Source organism: Yersinia sp. 2545 StPb PI (assembly GCF_052217125.1).
GTDB lineage: Bacteria > Pseudomonadota > Gammaproteobacteria > Enterobacterales > Enterobacteriaceae > Yersinia > Yersinia enterocolitica_E.
On sequence record NZ_JAZGPY010000001.1, the window covers coordinates 2,226,962 to 2,250,335 of the forward strand.

Here is a 23,374-nt window from a genome sequence, read left to right on the forward strand (position 1 = left end):
ACAATAGGCCGGACGCAATAATAAAACAGCCCTAATGGATAGGTTCTAAGTATTGTAGCCACTATATGGCTTGAGGAAGCAAGAAATGACGACGATTGATAAAATCCAGCGCCAGATAGCAGAAAACCCAATCCTGCTTTATATGAAGGGTTCACCTAAGCTGCCAAACTGCGGTTTCTCGGCTCAGGCTGTGCAGGCGCTGTCTGCCTGTGGCGAACGCTTTGCTTATGTTGATATCCTGCAAAACCCGGATATTCGTGCGGAACTGCCAAAATATGCTAACTGGCCAACCTTCCCACAATTGTGGGTTGATGGTGAATTGGTCGGCGGTTGCGACATTTTGATGGAAATGTATCAGCGTGGCGAACTACAACAGTTGTTGAAAGAAACCGCTGACAAATACCGTGCACAAGAAGAAAAGCCTGCCGCAGAATAGGGCATGTGTGTTTTCTGTGACAAAAATAAAAAGGTGGCCTTTGGGCCACCTTTTTTGAACGTAAAATTGTTGCGTCTTCTCTCATGAACAATCTTATTTCGTGAACACTGCGCTATTCGGATTCCCCCGCTGGTATAGGCCAGCCACCCAGTTTTTTCCAGCGGTTGACCAGTTCACAGAATAATTTTGCCGTTTGCATGGTGTCATACAATGCGGAGTGCGCCTGACTACTATCAAACGGAATACCTGCCGTCAGGCAGGCTTTCGCCAGCACAGTTTGCCCCAGCACCAGCCCACTGAGCGCCGCAGTATCAAAGGTTGCAAATGGGTGGAACGGGTTACGTTTCAAACTGGCGCGTTCAGCAGCAGCCATCACGAAGCTGTGATCAAAATTGGCGTTGTGTGCCACGATAATAGCTCGGTTACAGCCTTGATCTTTCAGCCCTTTACGCACGGCTTTAAAGATGGCGTGCAAAGCATCGTATTCACTCACAGCACCACGCAAAGGGTTGGTTGGGTCAATGCCATTAAATGCCAGTGCTTCTGGTTGCAGATTGGCACCCTCAAATGGTTCTACATGGAAATGCAGCGTTTCATCGGGTAATAACCAACCATCCTTGTTCATCTGCAAGGTTACGGCAGCAATTTCTAATAATGCATCGGTTTGCGCATTAAAACCGGCGGTTTCCACATCAATTACAACGGGGTAATACCCACGAAAACGGCCACTTAGGGCGTTAAGGTCACTTTTATCTACCATCAGTTTCTTATCTTCATCGAATTCAGCGCGCATTATGTCAAATTTTAGCGCGGGATGCAGGGGGATATCGCGATGAGAAAAAAGGCACCTTAGGTGCCTTTGCGCTAATCAGTTGCCAAGGCCGTGTCCGGCGCTCTTATTCTCGATTAACTCGATTTTGTAACCGTCGGGATCTTCGACAAAAGCAATAATAGTATTACCGCCTTTTACCGGGCCGGCTTCACGGGTCACATTCCCACCCGCCTGACGAATTTGATCGCAGGTAGCGGCAACATCATCCACGCCCAGCGCCAGGTGACCAAATGCAGTCCCCATGTCGTAACTGTTCACGTCCCAGTTATAGGTCAGTTCAATCACTGAACCTTCACTTTCATCGCTATAACCGACGAAAGCCAGCGAGTATTTATACTCCGTGTTTTCGCTGGTACGCAATAAACGCATCCCTAATACCTTGGTGTAAAAATCGATAGAGCGTTGCAGGTCACCAACGCGGATCATGGTATGGAGTAAGCGCTTCATAATACCTCTTTATAATCAACAGTTTAAAGTCTTAAAATCATTATAAATCAAAACTGATTCATAATCATATAGTAATATCATCCCGCTCTCTACCATGACTCTTCTGATATTTGGTTATCATTATGGCGGGATTGTCCCTGGAAAGGGGGGAATAAATTGACTTTTTTTGTGACATTATGTCAGTACACTATTCTGATTCAGTAAAATATCGGTATTATCCCGTGGCTAGTCGTAGGAATTTTATGGGTACTATTCTTATGGATGAATCATTAAATGGACTCTTTAGTTGTAGCGATAGCAGAAGCTTTATTTAATTTATTGGTAAGCCTATTTTCTTTTTTATTTTCGATAATACTCTTCGTGGTTGAAGCAATTTATTCTTTAACCTAGGGTGCTAAATGGATACGTAGATTAATCACAGTAGGCGTATTGAGGGCTATTGCGGGTATTATCGTGTTTTTTGCCATCATGTGAAGATCAATTTAATCGACTCTCCCGCTATGCGTTCTTGTGGTTAATCATCTGCATGTTAAGTAATATCATTAAAAAACAATCTGTTAATTTATAGTTGAGTACCGTCACTTCTGAAATATCAGTTTGATGCCTAGCAGCGCCATGACCAAACCACCAATACTGTCAAAATATATTTTGAAACGCATATAATAGTTTCTTGGTACCGGGGCTGACAGGACACAAGCGACGATTGCGTACCAAATGAGGTCAATCAAGAATGCCAGAACAGGTAACACAATATACATCCAGCCCACGATATTCTGAGTAAGGATTGCGGCAAATATGCCGCCAAAAACCAATGCTGTATTGGGATTACTAATTTGTGTAATAAGCCCGATATAAAACGAACGAGACAGACTTGTTTGTCCGCCAACCTCGGGTTCAAATTTTATTGCTTTTTTAGGCGCGAAAAACATTTTAAAGGCTAAATAAATGAGATAAAAACCGCCGCCGATTTTAAGTGACATATATAGCCAAGGTACGGTGAGTAGCAAAGATTGCAAACCAAGCAGAGCGACCAAGGCAAAGAATGCACACCCGGTGCCCATGCCTAAAGCAACGGCTAAACCATTTTTAAGTGAGGATGACATTGCCGTTCGCGCAACAAGGATGAAACTCGGCCCTGGAGACATAGCCCCTAAAGCTATTACTCCACTGATGGTTAAAACAGAAATAATAGTGCTGTCCATTTTATCCTCCCTGTAAGTATTCCTCTGTTTCTACTCGTCATTTTTTACAAAATCAATAGCTTTATCTTGTTTCCAAAGAATTCGAAATGAATCACTAAATACCTAAGTCGATAGCGGGGGTTGTATTACATCATCCGTAGTGGGGGGAATTGCGCCATTTTTTGTGTTATCTCACCTGTAGCCATAAACAAAACAGCCAGTCAGAGGGTTAATCTAACTGGCTGTTATTCAATGATTTAATTTACGGACTAATCACAGAGTTGGGTAGTCGGTATAACCTTTTGCGCCACCGCCATAGAAGGTATCACCATCTGGTTCATTCAACGGAGCCTGTTGTTGCAGGCGGGTTACCAGATCCGGGTTAGAAATATAGCTACGGCCAAAGGCGACGGCATCAATAAACCCTTTATCAATGAGCTCTTCAGCTTTTTCAGCCGTGTATGCACCGGCACCCACAATCACACCTTTGAATTTGGCGCGGACGGCATCACGGAATGCGTCGGAGTAAGGCTTACCACCCGCCCAGTCGGGTTCCGACATGTGCAGATAAGCAATATGACGTTTGTTCAACTCGTCAATGAGGTACAACGCAGCCTCTTCCTGATCCTCGCCATTATCCAAGCCGTTGAATGGCCCCAATGGTGAAATACGAATACCAATATGTTCAGCGCCCCATTCGGCTACTGTTGCATCAACCACTTCCAATGTCAGACGGGTACGGTTTTCAATACTACCGCCGTATTGGTCGGTACGTTGATTGGATGCCGGAGACATAAATTGATGCAGCAGGTAGCCGTGGGCTGCATGCAATTCAATATAGTCAAAGCCAGCTTCACGGGCATTCGCTGTTGCCTGACGGAAATCATTAATGATGCCAGGGATCTCTTCTGTTTCCAGGGCGCGTGGGGTGGAGCAGGGAACGCGTACCCAGGCTCCCGTTTCATCGCGCACGGTGGTGCGGGTATCCGCGGCAATGGCTGAAGGTGCTACCGGCGCTTGCTGACCTGGCTGCAAACTGTAGTGCGAGATACGGCCGACATGCCATAACTGTACAGCAATATGTCCACCGTCTTCATGCACCGCCTGCGTGATTTTTTTCCAGGCGTTTAACTGTTCCTGAGTGTGTAACCCTGGAGCACCCGCATAGCCTTTCGCCTGGAAAGAAATCTGGGTGGCTTCGGTAATAATCAAACCGGCGCTGGCCCGTTGACGGTAATATTCAGCCATCAGAGGAGTTGGAATATCACCTGGCTCAATGCTGCGCAAGCGCGTTAGCGGAGCCATAAATACGCGGTTTGGCAATGTGAGCGCGCCAACTTTCAAAGGGGAGAACAGTTTAGCAGTCTTCATGGTGCGTCCTATATTAATAGACCAGTCAACTAGTAACTGGGTGAATTCTGAAAAACAAAAGTGTTAGCTTCAGAATCATTGGATTATGGGGTTGGTTGTAGAATCAGTTCGATACTTTCTAGCGCACAGGTCAGCGGAGCAACCGATCGTTTCACTTTAGCCCGCAGTGAAGCACCGAGCCACAAGGCATACAGTGTTTCAGCGGTTGCCGCCGGTGAGAGCGTAATGCGCAGCGAGCCCTCAGCAATACCGGCTTCAATGGCATCTTGCAACCGACCAATCACACGGGCAGTGCCGATATCCAATGCATGACGCATAGGTTCGGATAAGTCACTTACCTCTGCTGATAGTTTAACCGCCAGACAAGCATTGTGGCATTCACTGCCACAATAGTTAGCAATAGCTTGAGCAAAATAGTGCAACAAATGGTGGCGCATATCACCTTGTGAATGGGTGAGCAGGCTTTCCATTTCAGCGTCGTAACGATCAAAATAACGCTGTAGCATCGCTTCACCAAAAACTTCCTTAGAACGGAAATAGTGATAAAACGAGCCTTTCGGTATGCCTGCCGTGGTCAGTAACAGGCTGAGACCCATACCATTAAAGCCAAGACGCAGGCTAAGGCTCTCACCGGTTGCTAACAGATGTTCACGGGTGTCTATGTGTGTGTGCTGTATTTTGTTCATGTCGCAGAGCGTAATAGACCAATCGGTCTAGGTCAAGAAAAAAATGCCAGCGGAGGGAAACACTGGCATCAAGCTCACTATCAGGTATTAACTCTTTACGGACTTTTTTGACTAATTCTTTCGCCCTGAGTTCGGCATTTCTGTAGTAAATCTAGTTCTGATTGGTATTCAGTGGTTTGAATATTCATCATGCCCAATAAGGTATGAAACAGATTATCTTGTGATATTTCATCATGTTGTGCACTGGAGGATAAGCACTGACGGTCAATGCCATAGTTTTTTGTATATTCAGGTGATAGCCACATTAGAAATGGTATATGTGTCTGCTGACTTGGGGCGAACATATAAGGGGTACCGTGCAAATACATGCCATTTTCGCCTAATGATTCACCGTGATCAGAGAGATAGACCAGCGCAGTGTTAAAGTTATTATTGTGTTGTTGCAATAACTTAATGGTGTTACCCAACATCGCATCGGTATAAAGAATAGAGTTATCGTAGGTGTTTACCAATTCCTGTGGGGTGCAATCCTGAATTTGGTTGCTATCACAGGTAGGGGAAAACTGGCGAATTTCTGGGGTTGAACGGCGATAATAAGCCGGCCCGTGGCTGCCCATTTGGTGTAAGACAATGACACCGTCACCTTGTAGCCCATTAATATAATTATCTAATTTATACAGTAATGCGTTATCTAAACAGACCCCGTTCTCGCAATCGGTGGTGAGCTGCAATTGGGTAACATCCTGATGTGGGATGCGATCGCAGGCACCTTTACAACCCCCGTCATTTTCGCGCCATAAGACATTCAAGCCAGCGTGGGCAAGAATATCCATTAAGCCCTCCTGATGACTGGCGAGGGTGGCATCATAATTTTTGCGCGCCATATTCGAGAACATACAAGGTACCGACACCGCAGTTTCAGTCCCGCAGGATGATGCTTTGCTGAAATAGGTAACATCTTGTTTTTTCAGGTTCGGGTTGGTTTCTCGCTCATAACCGCCCAAGGAGAAATTCTCTGCACGGGCAGTTTCACCGACCACGAGAATGACCAGCGTTTTCTTTTGTTGTCCACTAATCAATGGGCCTTTATGGGCATCTTCACCGAGTGTTACCAGTGGCAGATTACGGGTGAAATATTTGTGTTTAGTGAATTGAAAACTGCCACTGACAAAGTTGGATGGAGTTAACATTTTAACGATGTTTTTATTATTACGAATCAACGATGCATAATCTTTATAAAACAGGGCAGCAACCAACAGAATAATCACTGCTGATATCAAAATATTTGCTGCGCGCAGCCCCAACATATACCACCATGGGCGGCTGACCCGAATACGGGCAAAGCAGACCAGGGTCGCAGGAATAATACCTGCCACCAGTAGCCATAGGGCCATACGGGGAGTGAAAAGAGCGGCCGCCTCTTGTGAGTTGGTTTCAAAGGCATTTTGCATCATATTGGCGTCAATGACGGCACCATAACTAAACATAAAATAGTTTGCCGCCGCGCTGCCCAACAGCAATAGAATAATGATTGGCTTATGCAGAAAGGGCACAGCTAACAGGCTAAATATGATGTTCAGTGCACAAAATATCACCACCGGAATTGTCGCGGCGAAGAAGTAACTGTCACTGCTGTCAAAATGGATCAGCGACCAGGCTTTCGCAATAAACAGTGCGTTATGACCCAGAGTGAAAAAGAGTGCACTGGCCAGGATAAAACTCAGGCTGTTACACCGTAACTTATATCGAACATTCATTGTGAAAATGGAATCCTACAGTTCACTAATTACCTGAATGGTATCGAATGAAACTTAAGATAACCTTAGCGGTTAAGGGCCGCGCCTCGGCGCTGATAGCGGATTTTTACAACCGTAAACAAATTGGACTTGCCAGCCGCGGTGAAGCAGTCTTCAATTAAGGTATCAGCCGCAGGAGGCAGCGTGTCTCAGCAACTTGAGTTTTTCGACATTCCCAGTCCGTGCCGTGGCATCTGCCAATCAGATGACCGTGGCTTTTGTCGTGGTTGTCTGCGTAGCAGGGATGAGCGCTTTAATTGGATGAAAATGAGTGACCCGCAGAAACGGGATGTATTGCGTTTATGCCGCCAACGCCTAATGCGCTTGCAGCGTGGTAACAAACAAGTCGATGAGCCGTTACCAGAACAACCTTCCTTATTCTAATTCGCGCTTAATCGGTCTTAAACTTTACCATTTCTGGCTATTTTACCGCTAAGCCCCCGTTTGACCTTTAATTGATGGTTCAGGGAGGATTTAACCTTACCGCCGGTTGTGTATGCTTATAGGTAGATAAACAGATGAGGTAGCTAATAATGGATACACGTAGCCAACTGGCTCCGCTTGGACCTGAATTTTCACGTATGATTTGCGGTTATTGGCGGCTGATGGAATGGGGCATGACGCCTGAGCAGTTGTTGGTTTTTATCGAGCAACACATTGAGTTGGGTATTACTACGGCGGATCATGCTGATATTTACGGCGGTTATCAGTGTGAACAAGCATTTGGCCAAGCCTTACGGCTTAAACCGTCCTTGCGTGACCAACTGGAGCTGGTGAGTAAATGTGGCATTGCCACCACGGCTAAACCGGAACATGCGTTGGGGCACTACATTACGGATAGTTCACATATCATTGCAAGTGCTGAGCAATCATTGGCCCATTTGCACACTGATTATCTTGATTTACTGCTGATTCACCGCCCGGACCCGTTGATGGATGCCGATGAGGTGGCAGAAGCCTTCACCCAACTGCACAAAAGCGGCAAAGTAAAACATTTCGGTGTGTCAAACTTTACCCCTGCGCAATTCAATTTACTGCAATCACGCCTGCCATTCTCGCTGGTAACGAATCAGGTAGAGATTTCCCCGCTACATCAGCCTGCTATTGTGGATGGTACGCTCGATGCTTGCCAGCAACTGCGTATCAAACCCATGGCATGGTCTTGTCTTGGTGGTGGTAGGTTGTTCAGTGACCCGGAGTACCAGGCATTACGTGATGAGTTACAGGCGGTAGCTGACGAAATCGGTGCAGCAAGCATTGAGCAAGTGGTTTATGCCTGGGTGCTACGTTTGCCGTCAGCGCCGCTGCCGATTATTGGTTCTGGCAAGATAGAGCGGGTTAAAGCCGCATGGGCATCACTCTCCTTGACGATGACGCGCCAGCAGTGGTTCCGCATTCGTCGTGCTGCACTGGGTTATGACGTGCCTTAAGCTTCTTTTCTGCGCCAGTAAGCCTCAGGCTGGCGCAGTTTTGCTTTCCTCAGCAGGAGGGGCCAGTTGCAGTTGTGTCAGTGAGCAATATAATCGCCAAATCAGCCCCGCCAGTTCCCGCCCAGAGGCATCGGGGTATTGAGCCAAAATAGCACTCATTCGTTGTAACTCCTGCAATGTTGCGAGTAACGAACTGGGTTGCACACCTTTTTCGGTCATACACCCCTTCAGGCAGTGAATACAAACGTCCCGTACTGCTGACAAGGGTGCAGAGGTGGTTTGCCAATCACGTAATTGCCAGACCACATGGCTACAATTGAGCAATACCATCCCCCAACGCAGCAGCCACAGGCGAGCTGACTGATCTTTACTGAGATTGAGTTGGTTAATTCGATGGTAAATCAGTGATTCGAATTGATTCTGGCTCTGTTGTGGATGGCTACTGATTTGATCAATGAAATCGCGGCGGAGCATCCGAATGATACGTCGACTTTTGCGTTTATCAGAACTGGGGCGCAATAGCTGAAAAGCAACACCAGCTAACATTACGCCGACTAATTTACCAATATTATCATTAAGGAACTCTTGATAATCATAGCTCGGCGGGTTGGTTACACTTAGGAAAGAACCCATAAAGACAATCAATTGTCCCCACAATGAAGCATAGGCAGGATGCTGTAGTTTCATCATCTGCATGGTGATTAAAATGGGGAACAGTACGGCAGCAAATTGCCAGAAATCATCAATCTGTACCATCACACCAAACTTAAGAATAAAACAGCCGATAGAAAGCAGAACAATGGCTTTCAATAGTGTAGCAATACTGTCGGTTGGCGACGGGGTTGCGGAGTAGAGCACGCAACTTACCGCGGCCAATGCCAGTGCAGCACTGCCCGAACTCCACTGCGTATTTATCCAAAATGCACAACCAATAACAATACACACGAAGGTTCGCAGCCCATTATAGGCGGCCTCATAGGTATCGGTATGGCGAGCCAGCGCGGTTACTGGTGGCGGTTGTGGCAGGTCGCTGGCAGATTCTTTATCCAACTGTGTCAGCCAACGATTCACTTGCAAATATAACCAACAAAAATGCTGTAATCGTAACCAGAAGGCGCGGTGTCGATAGTCGAACTCATCATGCGGGGCGATTTGTTGCAGTATTTTGGCCAATTGATATTTATCGCAATCGGGTCGCTGTAGTGTTTGTAGCAACTGTGACAGAACTGGTGTCAGGTTCTCCGGTGGCGTTGGCCAGTTAAGCAACATGCGTCGTAAACTGGTAATTACACTGGTTATACGTAATTGACGATGCAAAATAAAATTCAAGACGTTATTTTGCCGCCGCAAGCGGTAATGGCTCCAAAAGGCTTGGATCCGCAGTACATTCATGGTCAGGATCTGGCCAATTACCCCTTCATGTGAGGCACGTAGCTGGGGGTTATGATCGGTTTGCCACAATAACTCGGCATGTTCCAGTAAGCGAGATTGCATGCGGCGCAGTGAGGTCAGTAATGCTTCGCCGTCGGAGGTGCTCGGCATCAGCATCATCATCAGGCCACCACAAAGAATACCGGTAATTACTTCACACACTCGGGCTTGCGCGATATCAAAAATTTGCTGGGTGCCAGCGGTGTTGACCGTAGAAAAGGCAATAATCGCGGTGGTATAACCGGCTAACGCAAACGCATAAGAAACATTATTTTGATAGTGATTGGAGACAAAAGTACAAAGGGCAATCCAGGCTGCAATTGCAAAGGTAAACAGCCAGGGGTCATTTAGGCAATGGCCGGCAATTACCACGGATGCGGCCGCCCCCAGTAAGCTGCCGATGATGCGACCAATACTCTTGCTGATGACCCCGCCGACGGTGGGGAAACTCACCACCGCAGCGGAGGTCATTGCCCAGTAAGGCTCATCTAAATTCAGCGCAAAGGCAATCCACAGTGATAAGCACATTGCCAATGAATTACGCAATGCATAACGCCACTGACCGGTATTGGCTTTACCCCATGGGGTCTGGTGCCACAGGGGGAAGGAGATACGCATCGTTTAGTCAACCAGTGAAATAGTGCAGGTGGTGCCGGCAATAAGGGTGACATCGGCTGGGACATCCAGCAGTTTGATTCTTACCGGAACCCGTTGGGCCAGCCGTACCCAAGGAACATTAGGTTTTACATCTACCAATAAGTCACCGCTGCTATCAACACTTTGGTCATAAATAGCACGACCAATACTTTCGACTACGCCGCGTAAAGGAATGTTGCCATTATACAAAACAATCTTGGCTTTATTACCTTCTCTAATATGTTTCAACTTGGTTTCTTCGAAATAGCCCATCACATAGAATGAATTGGTATCGATTAGCGCGACTAATGGTATGCCGGCGGTAGCATAGTTACCCACCCGTGTTTGCAAGTTGGTTATATAACCATCGGTCGGCGCATAAATACGGGTTTTGCTGAGATTCCATTTCGCTTGTTCGACATTCGCCACTGCGCCCTGATAGGCCGCTTTCATGCTATCGGCGGTTAAGTTGGCAATGTCGAGATCTTCACCAGAAATGATATTTTTCGGTAAATTTCGCCGACGTTCTGCTTCATGATTCGCTTTAGCCAGGTCAGCTTGCGCCTTCACTAAAGCGGCTTGTGCGTTATCCAGTGCCAGTTGGTAGGGTTGTGGGTCAATCACAAATAATAAGCTACCCGAGCTTACCAACTGGTTATCATGAGCTACTATTTTAACCAGCCGGCCCGACACTTCCGGGGTGATGCTGACCAATTCAGCCCGGACTTTACCATCGCGAGTCCAGGGTGATTGCATGTAGTAGTTCCACATCCACCAACCCGCACAAAGTGCGAGAGCGAAGACAATGACAGAGGAGAAATATTTAAGAGACTGATGATTCATATCAATTTACCAACTGGCTAATATCCATAAAGAAACGCTGACCGCAATGACAAAAATTGACAGATCCATTAATATTGGATGCCAGATGTCACCAGAGTAGATCCAATTCCGTAGGACATGATGGATCAATAGCCAAAACACCAAACCTAGCATAACCGCCTTAAACATCGGCGGGAAATAGATTGAGGCACCTATAACCAAGTCTGTAAGAGGTGCGTTTATGGGTAACACTGATACATACATAAGGTTAATCCTTAATAGGTATTTTTAGCTAAAACATCATTTTTTCTAAAGGATTCGCCGTATTTATTGCTATTACCCTAGCATCGACGGTATATATACATTTGTGTTTTTAATGTTAATTACCCAAAATAGACGGGACTCTGGGAGTTATGCTAGCACGCTAATTAAAAGGAGGGGCAATTGGAATCGACATTAGGATCTGATTTAGCACGATTAGTTCGCGCTTGGCGCGCGCTTATCGACCATCGGTTGAAGCCGCTGGAGTTAACTCAAACGCATTGGGTTACCTTGCATAACATTAATCGTTTACCGCCTGAACAGTCACAAATTCAACTGGCAAAAGCGATTGGTATCGAACAACCATCATTGGTTAGAACCTTAGATCAACTGGAGGAGAAAGGTTTAATCACACGGCATACCTGCGCAAATGATCGCCGTGCGAAGAGGATAAAACTGACGGAGCAGTCTTCACCGATAATCGATACGGTTGATGGAGTCATATGTTCCACCCGTAAAGAAATTCTTGGGGGGATTTCAACAGATGAGATTGAATTGCTATCTGGTCTGATTAATAAGCTTGAGAGCAATATTAACCAATTACAAAGCAAGTAATAATAAAGATTTACGACTCTATTCACAGCAGAAAGAAATATTTTAGTAAAACAAGCCAGAGTTCATTACGAACTCTGGCTTTTACCTGAAGACAGTAATAGCAGAGTTATTAGCGTGGGCTAACGGTAACGGTGCTACCACTGCTCGCTAGCATCACGCGCTGACCGACGCTAAAGCGAGTTGGGCCTTGTTTTTGCACCACCAGAATGGTTGTGCCGTCATCTTTACGGACTTCAAGTTGCACGCCGTCGGTGCGGTTCATTGCGCCCTGAACACCTTGCCCTGCCATACCACCCGCAACAGCACCTGCTGCAGTTGCCAGGCTACGACCAGTACCACCACCAACAGTATTGCCAAGGAAACCACCCAAGACTGCACCGCCAATGGCACCCATAACATTGTTTTCATCGCCACCCTGAATAGTGACTGGGCGTACGGATAGTAGGGTACCGTAAGTCACAGTTTGTACTTGTCGGGCTTCGGATGCGCTGAAGACATCACCGGACAGGGTGCTATTATTGGCACAACCGGTCAGAGTAACCGCAGCGATAGCAACGGCGATTAGTGGCTTGATCATAAAAACTCCTATTAAAAATGCACAACCGTATTACGGTTCAGTATGCTAGGGATATCCAAATCCAGTCTATTGATGGCCCAGTATTTGCGCAGGGCCGATATTTGCACAAAGTATGGCTTACCCAAATGTTTATTTCACTACTTACTTATTTTAACTTTCTGCTTAATTTTTCGACCACCATCGATGGGTACGCAGCTTAGCGGTTTATACTTCAACGAATATTAAACGGCAGTTTAACTTTCTTAAAGTAAGAAATATCACTGCGATAAATGAAAATGTCAGTAAGAGTGACTTTTATGTGACCTTTCCTACAAATAAAAAGTAGCGTTTAGGACAGGCTCCTATAGCGGTATACACTTTAAAAAGTATATCTTTTCAGGGTGTTAATTTTATTATTCTGACTTGGCTTGTGGAAAGTCTTATTGCTATTTTGTCCCTGAATGAGGGAATAAGGTCATTGCTATGAAATCAGGCCGTTTTATTGGAGTGATGTCAGGAACCAGTTTGGATGGGATTGATGTGGTGTTAGCTGCCATTGATGAGCGTATGGTGGCCCAGCAGGCCAGCTATAGTCATCCAATGCCGCTACAGCTGAAAAAAGATATCCTCGGCATGTGTCAGGGCCAGTCTACGACCTTGTCCGCAGTGGGTAAGCTTGATGCCCAACTGGGTATCTTGTTTGCGCAAGCGGTGCAGGGCTTACTGGCAAAAGAAGGCCTTAGCGCACAGGACATTACCGCCATTGGCTGTCATGGGCAAACGGTGTGGCATGAACCGCTTGGTGAACCGGCGTTTACAATACAATTAGGTGATAATAATCGTATTGCTGCGTTGACAAACATTGCTACTGTTGGGGATTTCCGCCGCCGTGATATGGCTTATGGCGGGCAAGGTGCACCTTTGGTACCCGCTTTCCACCATGCGTTACTAGCCCATGCCACCGAGCGGCGCATGATACTGAACATTGGCGGTATTGCTAATTTATCTATGCTATTACCCGATTTGCCGGTGCGGGGGTTTGATACCGGGCCTGGCAATATGTTGATGGATGCCTGGATCTGGCGTAATCGTGCCTTACCCTATGATAAAGATGCGTGCTGGGCACTGTCGGGGCAAGTTAATCAACCGCTGCTTGAGCTGATGTTCAGTGATCCCTATTTTGCCAAGCCTGCTCCAAAAAGTACCGGGCGTGAATATTTCAATGCCGGGTGGTTGGATAAGCAATTGGCGAAGGTGCCGGGGCTGAAACCGGAAGATATTCAAGCAACGTTGGCAGAGTTAACCGCGCTATCAATCGCCGAACAGGTGCAGTTGGCGGGAGGCTGTGAGCGGCTGTTGGTGTGTGGCGGCGGGGCGCGTAACCCGTTGCTGATGTCACGGATGTCAACCTTGTTACCGGGGACGGAGGTGTGCGTAACTGACAATTTTGGTGTGAGTGGCGACGATATGGAGGCTCTGGCGTTCGCCTGGCTGGCATTTCGGACCTTGTCCGGTAAATCGGGTAATTTGCCCTCGGTGACCGGAGCCAGTTGCGAAACCATTTTAGGAGCAGTCTATCCTGTATCGTCACGCTGAGGGTGTTAAGCTGCCATAGGGTACGGTGCCTTATTCCATCAACGAGGACGACATAATGAAACACTTATTTGTTGCAACTTCAGTATTTGGCGTAACAGCAGTATTGATGTTGGCAGGATGCAGTCTGGTTCAACCTAAAAGTGAAACGTTGCATTATCAGTGTGGCACAACCCGGCTGACCGTTGCTCAGGACAACCGCCAAGATAAAGTCAATTTGGTGTTAGATGGTGAACAGTTGACCTTACCTCAGGTGCGTGCAGCTTCCGGCACTAAATATAGCAACGGCCACTATAGCTTCTGGTCGAAAGGAAATAGTGCTTTTGTTGAGCGTGATGGAAAAGTCATTATCAATGACTGTGTTTTGATCAAGTAATCAGGCCGTTGTCTGCTCTGAGTGATTGTGATTCTTGCTCTGCAAGGGCAGAATAATAGTCACTGCTTTCCTGCGCGTTACAGAGCTTATATGACTGACAAGAATGAATTTGATGTTGCAGATTTACGTCGTGAATATATTCGCGGCGGTTTGCGTCGCAGTGATTTAACCGAAAACCCACTGGACTTATTTGAACGTTGGTTAAAACAGGCCTGTGAAGCGCGTTTGCCTGATCCAACAGCTATGTGTGTGGCTACGGTAGCTGCCGATGGTCAACCTTATCAGCGCATCGTGCTGCTGAAGCATTATGATGATCAGGGTATGGTGTTCTATACCAATTTGGGCAGCCGCAAAGCGCAGCAACTGGCTGAAAATCCACATATTAGTCTGTTGTTCCCTTGGCATATGTTAGACCGGCAAGTCATCTTCCTCGGTACCGCAGAACGGCTTTCAACCCTTGAAGTGCTGAAGTACTTCAGTTCCCGCCCGAAAGATAGCCAGATTGGTGCCTGGGTTTCCCAACAATCATCACGTATTTCTGCTCGTGGTGTATTGGAAAGTAAGTTCCTCGAGTTAAAGCAAAAATTCCAGCATGGTGACGTGCCGTTGCCCAGTTTTTGGGGCGGGTTCCGCGTTAAGTTTGACTCTGTGGAGTTTTGGCAGGGCGGTGAGCATCGCTTGCATGACCGTTTTATTTATCAACGGCAAGCAGATGCATGGAAAATTGACCGTTTAGCCCCTTGAGAACGATGAAATAATTGTGGTTAAGCCTAGCGCTCGTGTGACGGGCGCTTTATTCTATACCCTTCGTACTTGAAGCCGCAGGGGGTTTTTACGTTCGTTACTCGGCCCACCCCTGAGTCTCGCCTCTGCGAGGCCACGGCAAGCAAATTTGTCACCCTAATCGCTTATTTCTTATTTGAGTAAGCCCAGTGGGATTTATTTGCTTGCTGCCTGGCTGCAACGCCAAGTTTTTTGGGTATAAATCCTCTTTTCCTGGTAAAAGATAATTTTTGTAAAAGACAATTTTTTGTGAAAAACAATGGAGTCGTTGATGACCAGCAGCAACCTGATTAAACAATTGCAAGAGCGGGGCCTCGTTGCCCAGGTTACGGATGAAGACGCGTTAGCAGAGAGACTGGCGCAAGGGCCAATTTCACTGTATTGCGGTTTCGATCCTACCGCAGACAGCTTGCATTTGGGTCATCTGGTTCCGTTGTTGTGCCTAAAGCGTTTCCAACTGGCTGGGCATCGTCCCGTGGCGCTGGTCGGTGGCGCTACCGGTATGATTGGTGATCCAAGTTTCAAGGCTAGCGAACGCAAACTGAATACGGAAGATACGGTTAACGAATGGGTGGAGAAAATCCGCCGTCAGGTTTCGCCATTCCTGGATTTTGATTGCGGTGAAAACAGTGCTATTGCGGCCAATAACTACGATTGGTTTGGTGGCATGAATGTGCTGACCTTCCTGCGTGATATTGGCAAGCACTTCTCTGTTAATCAGATGATCAATAAGGAAGCGGTTAAGCAACGCCTGAATCGCGATGACAGTGGGATTTCGTTTACTGAGTTTTCCTATAACCTGTTACAAGCTTATGATTTCGCTTGCCTGAATAAAGCTCACGGTGTGGCGCTGCAAATCGGCGGCTCTGATCAGTGGGGTAATATTACCTCTGGTATTGATTTGACGCGTCGCCTCCATCAGCAGCAAGTTTATGGCCTGACCGTGCCATTAATTACTAAAGCTGACGGCACTAAATTTGGTAAAACCGAAGGTGGTGCGGTATGGCTTGATCCGAAGAAGACCAGTCCTTACAAATTCTACCAGTTCTGGATTAACACCGCAGATGCCGATGTTTATCGTTTCCTGAAGTTCTTTACTTTCATGAGTATGGAAGAAATTAACGCGCTGGAAGAAGAAGATAAAAACAGCGGCAAAGCGCCACGTGCGCAGTATGTTCTGGCCGAAAATGTCACCGGTATGGTCCATGGTGCAGAAGGCCTTGCTGCCGCCAAACGTATTACCGCGAGCTTATTCTCCGGTGATTTAAATGAGCTGACCGAAGCCGACTTCGCTCAGTTAGCACAAGATGGCATGCCGACAATTGAACTGAGCCGCGATGCTGATTTACAACAGGCATTGGTTAATGCTGAGTTGGTCCCTTCTCGTGGGCAGGCGCGTACTATGATTGGTTCTAATGCTGTCGCCATTAATGGTGAAAAGCAGGCAGACCCAGAATACATCTTTACCGATGCTGATCGTCTGTTTGGGCGCTATACCTTATTGCGTCGTGGCAAAAAACATTATTGCCTGATTAGCTGGCTATAAGAATGAAATAAGATAAGGGGCTGAAATGCCCCTTATTTTTTGGCTAATGTTTTGTTAGCTGATGTTTTATTCCAGTCAGCGCTGTATTACAAAGTGGGCATGGGTGCCCTTAACTTTAGGCCGTTCCAATGAAAAATATACTTTCGATTCAGTCTCACGTTGTTTTTGGCCATGCGGGTAATAGTGCTGCTGAATTTCCTATGCGCCGAATGGGGGTCAATGTTTGGCCGCTGAATACCGTCCAGTTTTCCAACCATACGCAATATGGTCACTGGACCGGTTGTGTGATGCCCGCCAGCCATTTGACTGAGATAGTACAAGGCATTGCCGATATTGATCGGCTGAAAGATTGTGATGCGGTATTAAGTGGTTATATCGGTTCACCCGAGCAGGGCGATCATATTCTGGCTGCGGTTGCACGCGTAAAACAAGCCAATCCGAATGCCTGGTATTTTTGTGATCCGGTCATGGGGCATCCAGAGAAGGGCTGTATCGTCGCGCCAGGGGTGGCAGAGTTCTTCTGTAAAGAGGCCTTGCCTGCCAGCGATATCATTGCACCGAACCTGCTTGAACTGGAGCAACTTAGTGGTGTGCGGGTTGAAAGTGTCGAACAGGCCGTTAAGGTTGCTCGTGATCTCTGCGCCCAAGGGCCAAAAGTTGTGTTAGTTAAGCACCTAAGCCGCGCCGGTTATCATGCTGACTGCTTTGAAATGTTATTAGTCACGGCCGATGAGGCATGGCATATCAGCCGTCCGCTGGTGGACTTTGGTGCCCGCCAACCGGTCGGTGTGGGTGATTTGACCAGTGGTTTATTGCTGGTGAACTTGCTGAAAGGTGAAGCACTGGATAAGGCACTGGAGCATGTTACTGCCGCTGTATATGAAGTGATGCTGAAAACTCAGGAGATGGGTGAGTATGAACTTCAGGTTGTCGCCGCTCAGGATGGAATTGTTAATCCCGTCAGTAAATTCTCTGCCATCAAGTTATAATCCCAGCTATACAGTGCCCCTTAATGGAGGGGCACTCTAATTAATCAAAGGACTTATTTCTTAACGTCTTCTGCGGCTAATGCGGCTTTAACGGCTGGGCGTTCTGCTACACGGCCCATATATTTATCCAAATTACTGCGCTGGGTAATATCAAGTTTCAGCGCACTCGCCCAACGAGTGACAGTAAATAAATAGGCGTCAGCCACGCTGAATTTTTTGCCTAACAGATAATCGTGTTGTGCTAATACGCTGTCTACATAACTGAATTGTTTATTCAGCCGCTCACGTGCGATCGTTTTATAGTCATCTGGTGTTTTCGGGTTAAACAGTGGGCTGAAACCTTTATGTAATTCAGTCGCAATGAAGTTTAGCCACTCAATGGCATGATAGCGGGAAAGGGTCCCTGATGGGGCAATCAGGTGGCGGTCTGGCACCATATCTGCCAGATATTGCACGATAGCAACACCCTCAGTGAGCAGGCTACCATCATCCAGTACCAAGGCGGGTACCTGTCCTTTTGGACTGATGCTTAAATAGTCTTCACCCGTTTCAGTTATTTTGGCCACCAGATCGACACTCTCAATACTAAAATCTAACCCTGCTTCACGTAATACAATATGTGGAGACAGAGAGCAGGCACCGGGTTTATAGAACAATTTCATCACAAACTCCTTAATCGATCACTGAAAGAAAAAAGCTTCCTTAATCCTAAGGCAGGCGGGGGAAAAATGCTGCTAGCGGTGTAATATAATTGTGCGGGAAATAAAATTAGTCGCAGAAATAAAGTGTTGTCCTACAGCAGTGAGTATCCACCGCTGTAGGTAATCCCTGTCTGTTATTATCAGGCAGTGGAAATCAGTTACCGTGGTGGGCGAGTGCTGATCGATGCGGACCAGCTAAAAGTGGTGGTACTTGGTGCGGTTTTTTTGGTTTTTCTTTCTACGCGGGTTAACTTGGCGACTTGTTCCCGAGCGTTCATGATTTTATCTATTGCTTCTTCTCTTACTTTATTCTGTTCTGAATTGGTTAAAGCCCTTCCTAAATTTATTCTGGCTCTATCGAGTTGCGTTTTGACGTCACGTTGCTCACTTTCGGTCATTTCTTTTAATGTTAGCCTTTTCATTTTTTTCGCCTTGTTTGCATCAGTCTTACTCAGTGTACAACCTTATCCTGCGTGTGGATGTAAGAGATTGCGATCTGGGCGACATTAATCACCATAAAAGCCTGATATTAGCCCCAGTCAAAGCTAATAAAGCGAGAACCAACGGAGTAACAGCCACCGCTCTCTGTAAATGTTATCAGGAGCGGTGTTAACGAAGGGAAGGTTTGGAGGTCATAATAGCCGTGAACCGTAACCCCACAGCAATACAGTCAGACCAAGGAGTAACTCTAATACCAGCACGCCGATAGCAAATGTGGAACCGGAGAAGATAAAACCTTCTTGTCGGTCTATATTCAGGAAGGTGGGGATGCCCAAATACATCAGGTAGCCTGCATAGCAGAGTGCAATGATGCCAACCAATAAGCACAACCAGATAATCGGGTAGAGGGCAACCACGCCACCTAAAAACATGGGCGTTGCAGCATAACCGGCGAATAAGGTACAGCTTTGCCAACTAGGCCGGCTCTCATAGCGGCGGGCCATCCAATAAATTACTCGTCCCATGAGAGCTACCGCCGCCAAAATCAAAACATAGAAAATAATGGCAAAATAGAGTGCGGTAAGGGGAGCCAGTTTTATTATCTGACCATCACCAAAGTTCCAGCCCACTTGTGTGGTGCCGATAAACGCGCAAATCACGGGAATGGCAGCCATTAAAAGGACGTGATGGGCATACAGGTGGCGGACACTTTCCCCCTCGCGTTTAATTTGCTGCAATTCCTGACTAGGACGGGTCAGAAGCCCCCATACATGGTTTATCATAAATCACCTCCTTGCCGGTTATTGACCGCAAATAACAGACGGGTTTCATTCTGATATCGCTCAAAATGGGGTTAACGCTGTGCGGTCTGTTATCAGTATAGTTTATTTTTTGCGCACAAATAATGTGATGAAGTTATCATTGATAAGGCGAGTGATATTCATCATCTCAGTAAATGTTTAGGATGAATCAGTGAATTAATCAGGTATTTTAATCAGGAGCCGTTTATGGGTATTCAGGGAAATGATAGTCGAATTGACAACATAGAGTTTGCCGTCGGTGATATTGCTCGCTCGAAGGATTTCTATGGCAAGGTATTCAATTGGCGCTTTACTGACTATGGCCCAGGATATTGTGAGTTTACCGATGGCCGACTGACCGGTGGCTTCACCACCCTGAGTGACGTTCAGCCCAACGGTGGGCCGTTAATCATTTTGTATGCTGATGATCTTGAACAGACGCAAAAACGGTTGGAAGAAGCGGGAGCCTCTATTGTGCTGGCGATATTTACTTTCCCCGGCGGGCGTCGTTTCCACTTTACCGACCCGGATGGCTATCAGTTGGCGGTATGGTCTGATAAATAAGTATTGAATTTAGGACTTATTCTCGCCAAACGACAGGCTGTCTGAGTTTTACGTGGGAGTTGGCAGGATAAAGTGCTTAGCACGCGTGCTTTATCCTGCCGGGCAATTATGCGGCGGTTACTGGGGTCGCTTTATTACTCTCTGTTGGTGCGAGAGTCATGCGATACAGTTTTGGTGCAGTGAGCATCATCAATACTGCGATAATGGCAGTGACAATACCAATCTGCATAAATACATGGCTATAGATTGCCAGTGATGCATGGGCATCAGTAATATCACTTGGCACCGCAGTTAATGCTGCAACTTTACCGGCGATCAGGGCTGCTGCTGCTGTCGTCAGGAACCATGAACCCATGATGAAGCCCATCAAGCGCTGAGGTACCAACTGCGCAACCATCGCCAGGCCGAGGCCCGAAATCATCAGTTCCCCGATACTTTGCAATGCGTAGCTCAGGATCAACCAGTTAACGGACACAATGCCATGTTCGTTGGCGAAGCTGGCACCCCATGGTAGAACCAGGAAGGCCGCAGAGCAGAGCACCATACCGAAAGCAAACTTGTGTGGCATTGGCAGTCGGTCACCCATCTTATTATAGATAGCCGCCAGTATTGGGCTGGCTACCATGATCCAGAACGGGTTCAGCGCCTGATACTGTTCTGGTTCGAAGGTAATACCAAAGATTGAATGCTCAACGTTATGAATAGCAAAGAAGTTCAGCGACGTTGGCATTTGGCTATACAGCACAAAGAACACCACCGCTTCCAGCATCAGTAAGAATGCCACAATCATTCGGCGGCGGGCAGTGCCATGCAGAGAGAAGGTCTCTTTGGCAAAGATACAGATGATGCCCAGAGATACTAATGCCAACGCCCAACGTGCCACTATTTGGTTATGCAGCAACCAGCTTGACAGCGTGACCAGTGCAACCACACCCACCAATACCATCAGTAACTTTTTAATCTGTAGTGGTGCAAAGTCAGGTTTTGAACCTTGATTTTTTACCCATTTACGGCAGAACCAGAAGTTTACCAAGGTGATCAACATACCTACTACGCTCAGTGAGAATGCGACGCTCCAGCCATACTTCGCCGCTAACCATGGGGTGGCCAGCATAGAGAAGAATGAACCGATATTGACGGACATGTAGTACATGGTGAATGCGCCGTCTAAACGCGGATCATCTTTGTTATAGCATGTTGACAGCAGAGAGGATGGGTTGGCTTTGAACAAACCATTACCAACCGCAATGGTCGCCATACCCAGATAAACCCAGAAAATGTCATGGCCGGAGTAGGCAATCATGGCATAACCGACTGCCAGCGTTAATGCACCAAGCACGATGACACGTTTGGCACCGAGCACCTTATCGCCTAACCAGCCACCGATGGCCACAAAGCCATAGACCAGTGCACTGAAGGATGAGAACAAAGTGATAGAGTCGGCTTCGCTCATCCCGAGCATTTTTACCAGATAGACGGCCATGATCCCTTGCAGGCCGTAATAACCAAAGCGCTCCCAAAGCTCGATAGAGAAGATCAGGTAAAATGCTTTTGGTTGTTTGAAAGCATTCATACTGATGCTTTCGGGTTGCTCACTGTTGGGTGGCTGTTGACTGTTGTTTGCTGTTGACACGGGGACCTCTGTTTTTCACTACCGACCACAAATGGTGGGAGAGACAAAAGTGAATGCGCGAACCGGCATCCTTTTGCATTGTTATAAGATGTTTAGCGGCGGTTAATGTTCACTATCTTTGTCAACGAGACAAGGCTTTTGCAATATTCTGTTACATATATCTCAGGCAGGGCTATGCGACCATGTTACAAATGTTATGCAGTATTAACGTTTATGTTTTAGCTGTTTGACGATTTTTTGTTTTGATTAAAAGCTGAACTGATTTTATTTGGTGGTATATTCTGCTATTTGATTGGTTAGTGGTTTATATGGTCAGATGTTAGTGAATAAACAATTCAATATTGTGGTTATTGTGAATAATCTGAAATTATCCAAATTTCGTTCAAATGTTAATCAGTAAAATGCCTGAGTTGAAAGATGAAATGGGATCTGGATCAGATAGCTGTGTAAATTTTTCGCACGAAAAAGGCCAGCACGGCAAAACATGCCACCAAGGGACGATGGTATACTGGATAGAATCATGAAAATCTGAGTATCTGTATGGATATCAAGCAACTGGTCTATCTCTGTAATCTGGAGCGCGAGCGCCATTTTGGTCGTGCGGCTGAGGCCAGCTTTGTCAGCCAGCCAACATTGTCGATGCGTCTGAAAAACCTGGAGCGGGAACTGGGGGTGGCACTGATAAACCGGGGTAATAATTTCGAAGGATTTACCGCCGAAGGTGAGCGCGTATTAGCCTGGGCCAGAGAGATTGTCTCTGTCTATCAAGGGCTAAAGTTAGAGGTGGAGTCCCTTAAACATGGTTTAAACGGCACGCTGCGTATTGGTGTAGTACCACAATGCAGTATCTCGTTGGCACTATTACTTAAAAGTGCCAGTGAACGCTATCCCCATCTGGATTACCGTGTTTCAGTGTTAAGTGCTGACCAATTACTGGAAGCTTTAACCGGTCACTCGGTCGATGTGGGCATTGGTTTTTTTGAATTGACCACCTTGAATGAGCTGCATTTTCAGGTACAACCGCTAGTTGACGGGGGCATTGACCTGGTGTTTCACCCCGGACATTTCCCTGATTTGATGGGGACTGAGCCGCTGGCACTGGCCCAGGTAGCACAACTGCCGCTCTGCCTGGCTGAACCCAGCCGTTACTTCCGCCGCTATCTGGATAACAGTTTTCGTGATGCCGGTCTGCCGCTGCATGTGCGGCTGGAAAGTACTTCTATCTTTCAGTTGTTACAAGGCATCTTTGTCGGTTTAGGCTGTGGCCTGTTCCCGCAGGGTAGTCTACTTGAGGATATGTCACCCGACCTGCAACGGCGGCCGGTGGATATTTTGAAAATGAGTCGGCATGCTGCTGTCGTGGTGGCTGAACCAGGGCGAGTTACACCGCTGGCCCAGCACTTTTTTGATGTCGCTAAAACGTGGTTGGCTACCGACTAAAACACTGC

The 23,374-nt window shown here is 46.9% G+C and carries 25 protein-coding genes; 11 read left to right on the plus strand and 14 right to left on the minus strand.

Going from position 1 to position 23,374, the window contains the following annotated elements:
- The first annotated feature begins 85 nt into the window (after positions 1 to 85).
- The gene (locus tag V1955_RS10355; protein WP_083158738.1) at positions 86 to 436 is read left to right on the plus strand and encodes a Grx4 family monothiol glutaredoxin; all 351 of its coding nucleotides are present in this window, start codon (positions 86 to 88) and stop codon (positions 434 to 436) included.
- Positions 437 to 548: 112 nt separating this feature from the next.
- Here the strand turns inward: V1955_RS10355 and rnt are convergent, their stop codons facing one another.
- From rnt to eptA, 6 genes are all read right to left on the minus strand, one after another.
- Positions 549 to 1,229, minus strand: coding sequence for a ribonuclease T (gene rnt / locus V1955_RS10360; protein ID WP_442820861.1), 681 nt, complete (start codon positions 1,227 to 1,229; stop codon positions 549 to 551).
- A gap of 75 nt (positions 1,230 to 1,304) precedes the next feature.
- Positions 1,305 to 1,715 (minus strand): lactoylglutathione lyase, encoded by a 411-nt coding sequence (gene gloA / locus V1955_RS10365; RefSeq protein WP_005184478.1) that lies wholly within the window; start codon positions 1,713 to 1,715, stop codon positions 1,305 to 1,307.
- Positions 1,716 to 2,293: 578 nt separating this feature from the next.
- Positions 2,294 to 2,917, minus strand: coding sequence for a LysE family translocator (locus V1955_RS10370; protein ID WP_442820862.1), 624 nt, complete (start codon positions 2,915 to 2,917; stop codon positions 2,294 to 2,296).
- A gap of 252 nt (positions 2,918 to 3,169) precedes the next feature.
- On the minus strand, positions 3,170 to 4,267 hold the full coding sequence (locus V1955_RS10375; RefSeq protein WP_442820863.1) for an alkene reductase: 1,098 nt from the start codon (positions 4,265 to 4,267) through the stop codon (positions 3,170 to 3,172).
- Between the two features lie 83 nt (positions 4,268 to 4,350).
- Positions 4,351 to 4,953, minus strand: a complete 603-nt coding sequence (locus V1955_RS10380) for a TetR/AcrR family transcriptional regulator (RefSeq protein WP_083158741.1) — start codon at positions 4,951 to 4,953, stop codon at positions 4,351 to 4,353.
- Positions 4,954 to 5,048: 95 nt separating this feature from the next.
- The gene (gene eptA / locus V1955_RS10385) at positions 5,049 to 6,710 is read right to left on the minus strand and encodes a phosphoethanolamine transferase EptA (protein ID WP_442820864.1); all 1,662 of its coding nucleotides are present in this window, start codon (positions 6,708 to 6,710) and stop codon (positions 5,049 to 5,051) included.
- A 183-nt stretch (positions 6,711 to 6,893) separates the two neighbouring features.
- Between eptA and V1955_RS10390 the strand changes: the two genes are divergently transcribed.
- Positions 6,894 to 7,133: a DUF1289 domain-containing protein gene (locus tag V1955_RS10390; RefSeq protein WP_083158743.1), complete on the plus strand. Its 240-nt coding sequence runs from the start codon at positions 6,894 to 6,896 to the stop codon at positions 7,131 to 7,133.
- A gap of 149 nt (positions 7,134 to 7,282) precedes the next feature.
- Entirely contained in the window at positions 7,283 to 8,179 is an 897-nt protein-coding gene (locus V1955_RS10395; RefSeq protein ID WP_083158744.1) for an aldo/keto reductase, read from the plus strand.
- 24 nt (positions 8,180 to 8,203) lie between these two features.
- On the opposite strand, the gene V1955_RS10400 is transcribed toward V1955_RS10395, so the two are convergent.
- The 3 genes from V1955_RS10400 to V1955_RS10410 are packed head-to-tail and all read right to left on the minus strand — an operon-like array spanning position 8,204 to position 11,332.
- A complete protein-coding gene (locus V1955_RS10400; RefSeq protein ID WP_420073295.1) occupies positions 8,204 to 10,228 on the minus strand; it encodes an FUSC family protein in 2,025 nt (674 codons plus the stop codon).
- Between the two features lie 3 nt (positions 10,229 to 10,231).
- The gene (locus V1955_RS10405; RefSeq protein ID WP_083158746.1) at positions 10,232 to 11,089 is read right to left on the minus strand and encodes an efflux RND transporter periplasmic adaptor subunit; all 858 of its coding nucleotides are present in this window, start codon (positions 11,087 to 11,089) and stop codon (positions 10,232 to 10,234) included.
- Between the two features lie 6 nt (positions 11,090 to 11,095).
- Complete coding sequence (locus tag V1955_RS10410) at positions 11,096 to 11,332, minus strand: DUF1656 domain-containing protein (RefSeq protein WP_083158747.1); 237 nt, start codon at positions 11,330 to 11,332, stop codon at positions 11,096 to 11,098.
- 180 nt (positions 11,333 to 11,512) lie between these two features.
- Between V1955_RS10410 and slyA the strand changes: the two genes are divergently transcribed.
- Entirely contained in the window at positions 11,513 to 11,944 is a 432-nt protein-coding gene (slyA, locus tag V1955_RS10415) for a transcriptional regulator SlyA (RefSeq protein WP_083158748.1), read from the plus strand.
- A gap of 109 nt (positions 11,945 to 12,053) precedes the next feature.
- Here the strand turns inward: slyA and V1955_RS10420 are convergent, their stop codons facing one another.
- Positions 12,054 to 12,521: a glycine zipper 2TM domain-containing protein gene (locus tag V1955_RS10420; RefSeq protein ID WP_083158749.1), complete on the minus strand. Its 468-nt coding sequence runs from the start codon at positions 12,519 to 12,521 to the stop codon at positions 12,054 to 12,056.
- Positions 12,522 to 12,983: 462 nt separating this feature from the next.
- Between V1955_RS10420 and anmK the strand changes: the two genes are divergently transcribed.
- The 5 genes from anmK to pdxY all read left to right on the plus strand — a co-directional run bounded on the left by anmK (position 12,984) and on the right by pdxY (position 17,787).
- Entirely contained in the window at positions 12,984 to 14,096 is a 1,113-nt protein-coding gene (gene anmK, locus V1955_RS10425) for an anhydro-N-acetylmuramic acid kinase (RefSeq protein WP_083158750.1), read from the plus strand.
- 55 nt (positions 14,097 to 14,151) lie between these two features.
- Positions 14,152 to 14,469: an MliC family protein gene (locus tag V1955_RS10430; RefSeq protein WP_083158751.1), complete on the plus strand. Its 318-nt coding sequence runs from the start codon at positions 14,152 to 14,154 to the stop codon at positions 14,467 to 14,469.
- A 90-nt stretch (positions 14,470 to 14,559) separates the two neighbouring features.
- Entirely contained in the window at positions 14,560 to 15,213 is a 654-nt protein-coding gene (gene pdxH / locus V1955_RS10435; RefSeq protein WP_372559107.1) for a pyridoxamine 5'-phosphate oxidase, read from the plus strand.
- 310 nt (positions 15,214 to 15,523) lie between these two features.
- Entirely contained in the window at positions 15,524 to 16,798 is a 1,275-nt protein-coding gene (tyrS, locus tag V1955_RS10440; RefSeq protein WP_372569225.1) for a tyrosine--tRNA ligase, read from the plus strand.
- A gap of 128 nt (positions 16,799 to 16,926) precedes the next feature.
- Positions 16,927 to 17,787, plus strand: coding sequence for a pyridoxal kinase PdxY (gene pdxY / locus V1955_RS10445; RefSeq protein ID WP_083158754.1), 861 nt, complete (start codon positions 16,927 to 16,929; stop codon positions 17,785 to 17,787).
- A 53-nt stretch (positions 17,788 to 17,840) separates the two neighbouring features.
- Here the strand turns inward: pdxY and gstA are convergent, their stop codons facing one another.
- From gstA to V1955_RS10460, 3 genes are all read right to left on the minus strand, one after another.
- Entirely contained in the window at positions 17,841 to 18,449 is a 609-nt protein-coding gene (gene gstA / locus V1955_RS10450; RefSeq protein ID WP_083158755.1) for a glutathione transferase GstA, read from the minus strand.
- 197 nt (positions 18,450 to 18,646) lie between these two features.
- Complete coding sequence (locus tag V1955_RS10455) at positions 18,647 to 18,910, minus strand: DUF3811 domain-containing protein (protein ID WP_005184457.1); 264 nt, start codon at positions 18,908 to 18,910, stop codon at positions 18,647 to 18,649.
- Between the two features lie 210 nt (positions 18,911 to 19,120).
- A complete protein-coding gene (locus tag V1955_RS10460; protein ID WP_083158756.1) occupies positions 19,121 to 19,711 on the minus strand; it encodes a Yip1 family protein in 591 nt (196 codons plus the stop codon).
- A 225-nt stretch (positions 19,712 to 19,936) separates the two neighbouring features.
- On the opposite strand from V1955_RS10460, the gene V1955_RS10465 reads away from it, so the two are divergent.
- The gene (locus V1955_RS10465) at positions 19,937 to 20,293 is read left to right on the plus strand and encodes a VOC family protein (protein WP_083158757.1); all 357 of its coding nucleotides are present in this window, start codon (positions 19,937 to 19,939) and stop codon (positions 20,291 to 20,293) included.
- Between the two features lie 106 nt (positions 20,294 to 20,399).
- On the opposite strand, the gene dtpA is transcribed toward V1955_RS10465, so the two are convergent.
- Positions 20,400 to 21,926 carry a dipeptide/tripeptide permease DtpA gene (dtpA, locus tag V1955_RS10470; protein WP_372569223.1) on the minus strand — a complete coding sequence of 509 codons (1,527 nt, stop codon included), beginning with the start codon at positions 21,924 to 21,926 and terminating at the stop codon, positions 20,400 to 20,402.
- Positions 21,927 to 22,466: 540 nt separating this feature from the next.
- On the opposite strand from dtpA, the gene V1955_RS10475 reads away from it, so the two are divergent.
- Entirely contained in the window at positions 22,467 to 23,366 is a 900-nt protein-coding gene (locus V1955_RS10475; protein WP_083158759.1) for a LysR family transcriptional regulator, read from the plus strand.
- Positions 23,367 to 23,374 lie beyond the last annotated feature (8 nt).

Bases quoted from the DNA above. Each gene is read 5' to 3' on its own strand.
- V1955_RS10375 (WP_442820863.1), bottom strand. From the start codon at position 4,267: ATGAAGACTGCTAAACTGTTCTCCCCTTTGAAAGTTGGCGCGCTCACA.
- V1955_RS10460 (WP_083158756.1), bottom strand. From the start codon at position 19,711: ATGATAAACCATGTATGGGGGCTTCTGACCCGTCCTAGTCAGGAATTG.
- rnt (WP_442820861.1), bottom strand. From the start codon at position 1,229: ATGCGCGCTGAATTCGATGAAGATAAGAAACTGATGGTAGATAAAAGT.
- V1955_RS10370 (WP_442820862.1), bottom strand. From the start codon at position 2,917: ATGGACAGCACTATTATTTCTGTTTTAACCATCAGTGGAGTAATAGCT.
- V1955_RS10475 (WP_083158759.1), top strand. From the start codon at position 22,467: ATGGATATCAAGCAACTGGTCTATCTCTGTAATCTGGAGCGCGAGCGC.
- pdxH (WP_372559107.1), top strand. From the start codon at position 14,560: ATGACTGACAAGAATGAATTTGATGTTGCAGATTTACGTCGTGAATAT.
- V1955_RS10355 (WP_083158738.1), top strand. From the start codon at position 86: ATGACGACGATTGATAAAATCCAGCGCCAGATAGCAGAAAACCCAATC.
- V1955_RS10455 (WP_005184457.1), bottom strand. From the start codon at position 18,910: ATGAAAAGGCTAACATTAAAAGAAATGACCGAAAGTGAGCAACGTGAC.
- tyrS (WP_372569225.1), top strand. From the start codon at position 15,524: ATGACCAGCAGCAACCTGATTAAACAATTGCAAGAGCGGGGCCTCGTT.
- V1955_RS10400 (WP_420073295.1), bottom strand. From the start codon at position 10,228: ATGCGTATCTCCTTCCCCCTGTGGCACCAGACCCCATGGGGTAAAGCC.
- V1955_RS10405 (WP_083158746.1), bottom strand. From the start codon at position 11,089: ATGAATCATCAGTCTCTTAAATATTTCTCCTCTGTCATTGTCTTCGCT.
- V1955_RS10420 (WP_083158749.1), bottom strand. From the start codon at position 12,521: ATGATCAAGCCACTAATCGCCGTTGCTATCGCTGCGGTTACTCTGACC.
- gstA (WP_083158755.1), bottom strand. From the start codon at position 18,449: ATGAAATTGTTCTATAAACCCGGTGCCTGCTCTCTGTCTCCACATATT.
- gloA (WP_005184478.1), bottom strand. From the start codon at position 1,715: ATGAAGCGCTTACTCCATACCATGATCCGCGTTGGTGACCTGCAACGC.
- V1955_RS10380 (WP_083158741.1), bottom strand. From the start codon at position 4,953: ATGAACAAAATACAGCACACACACATAGACACCCGTGAACATCTGTTA.
- V1955_RS10395 (WP_083158744.1), top strand. From the start codon at position 7,283: ATGGATACACGTAGCCAACTGGCTCCGCTTGGACCTGAATTTTCACGT.
- anmK (WP_083158750.1), top strand. From the start codon at position 12,984: ATGAAATCAGGCCGTTTTATTGGAGTGATGTCAGGAACCAGTTTGGAT.
- V1955_RS10465 (WP_083158757.1), top strand. From the start codon at position 19,937: ATGGGTATTCAGGGAAATGATAGTCGAATTGACAACATAGAGTTTGCC.
- V1955_RS10430 (WP_083158751.1), top strand. From the start codon at position 14,152: ATGAAACACTTATTTGTTGCAACTTCAGTATTTGGCGTAACAGCAGTA.
- V1955_RS10410 (WP_083158747.1), bottom strand. From the start codon at position 11,332: ATGTATGTATCAGTGTTACCCATAAACGCACCTCTTACAGACTTGGTT.
- eptA (WP_442820864.1), bottom strand. From the start codon at position 6,710: ATGAATGTTCGATATAAGTTACGGTGTAACAGCCTGAGTTTTATCCTG.
- pdxY (WP_083158754.1), top strand. From the start codon at position 16,927: ATGAAAAATATACTTTCGATTCAGTCTCACGTTGTTTTTGGCCATGCG.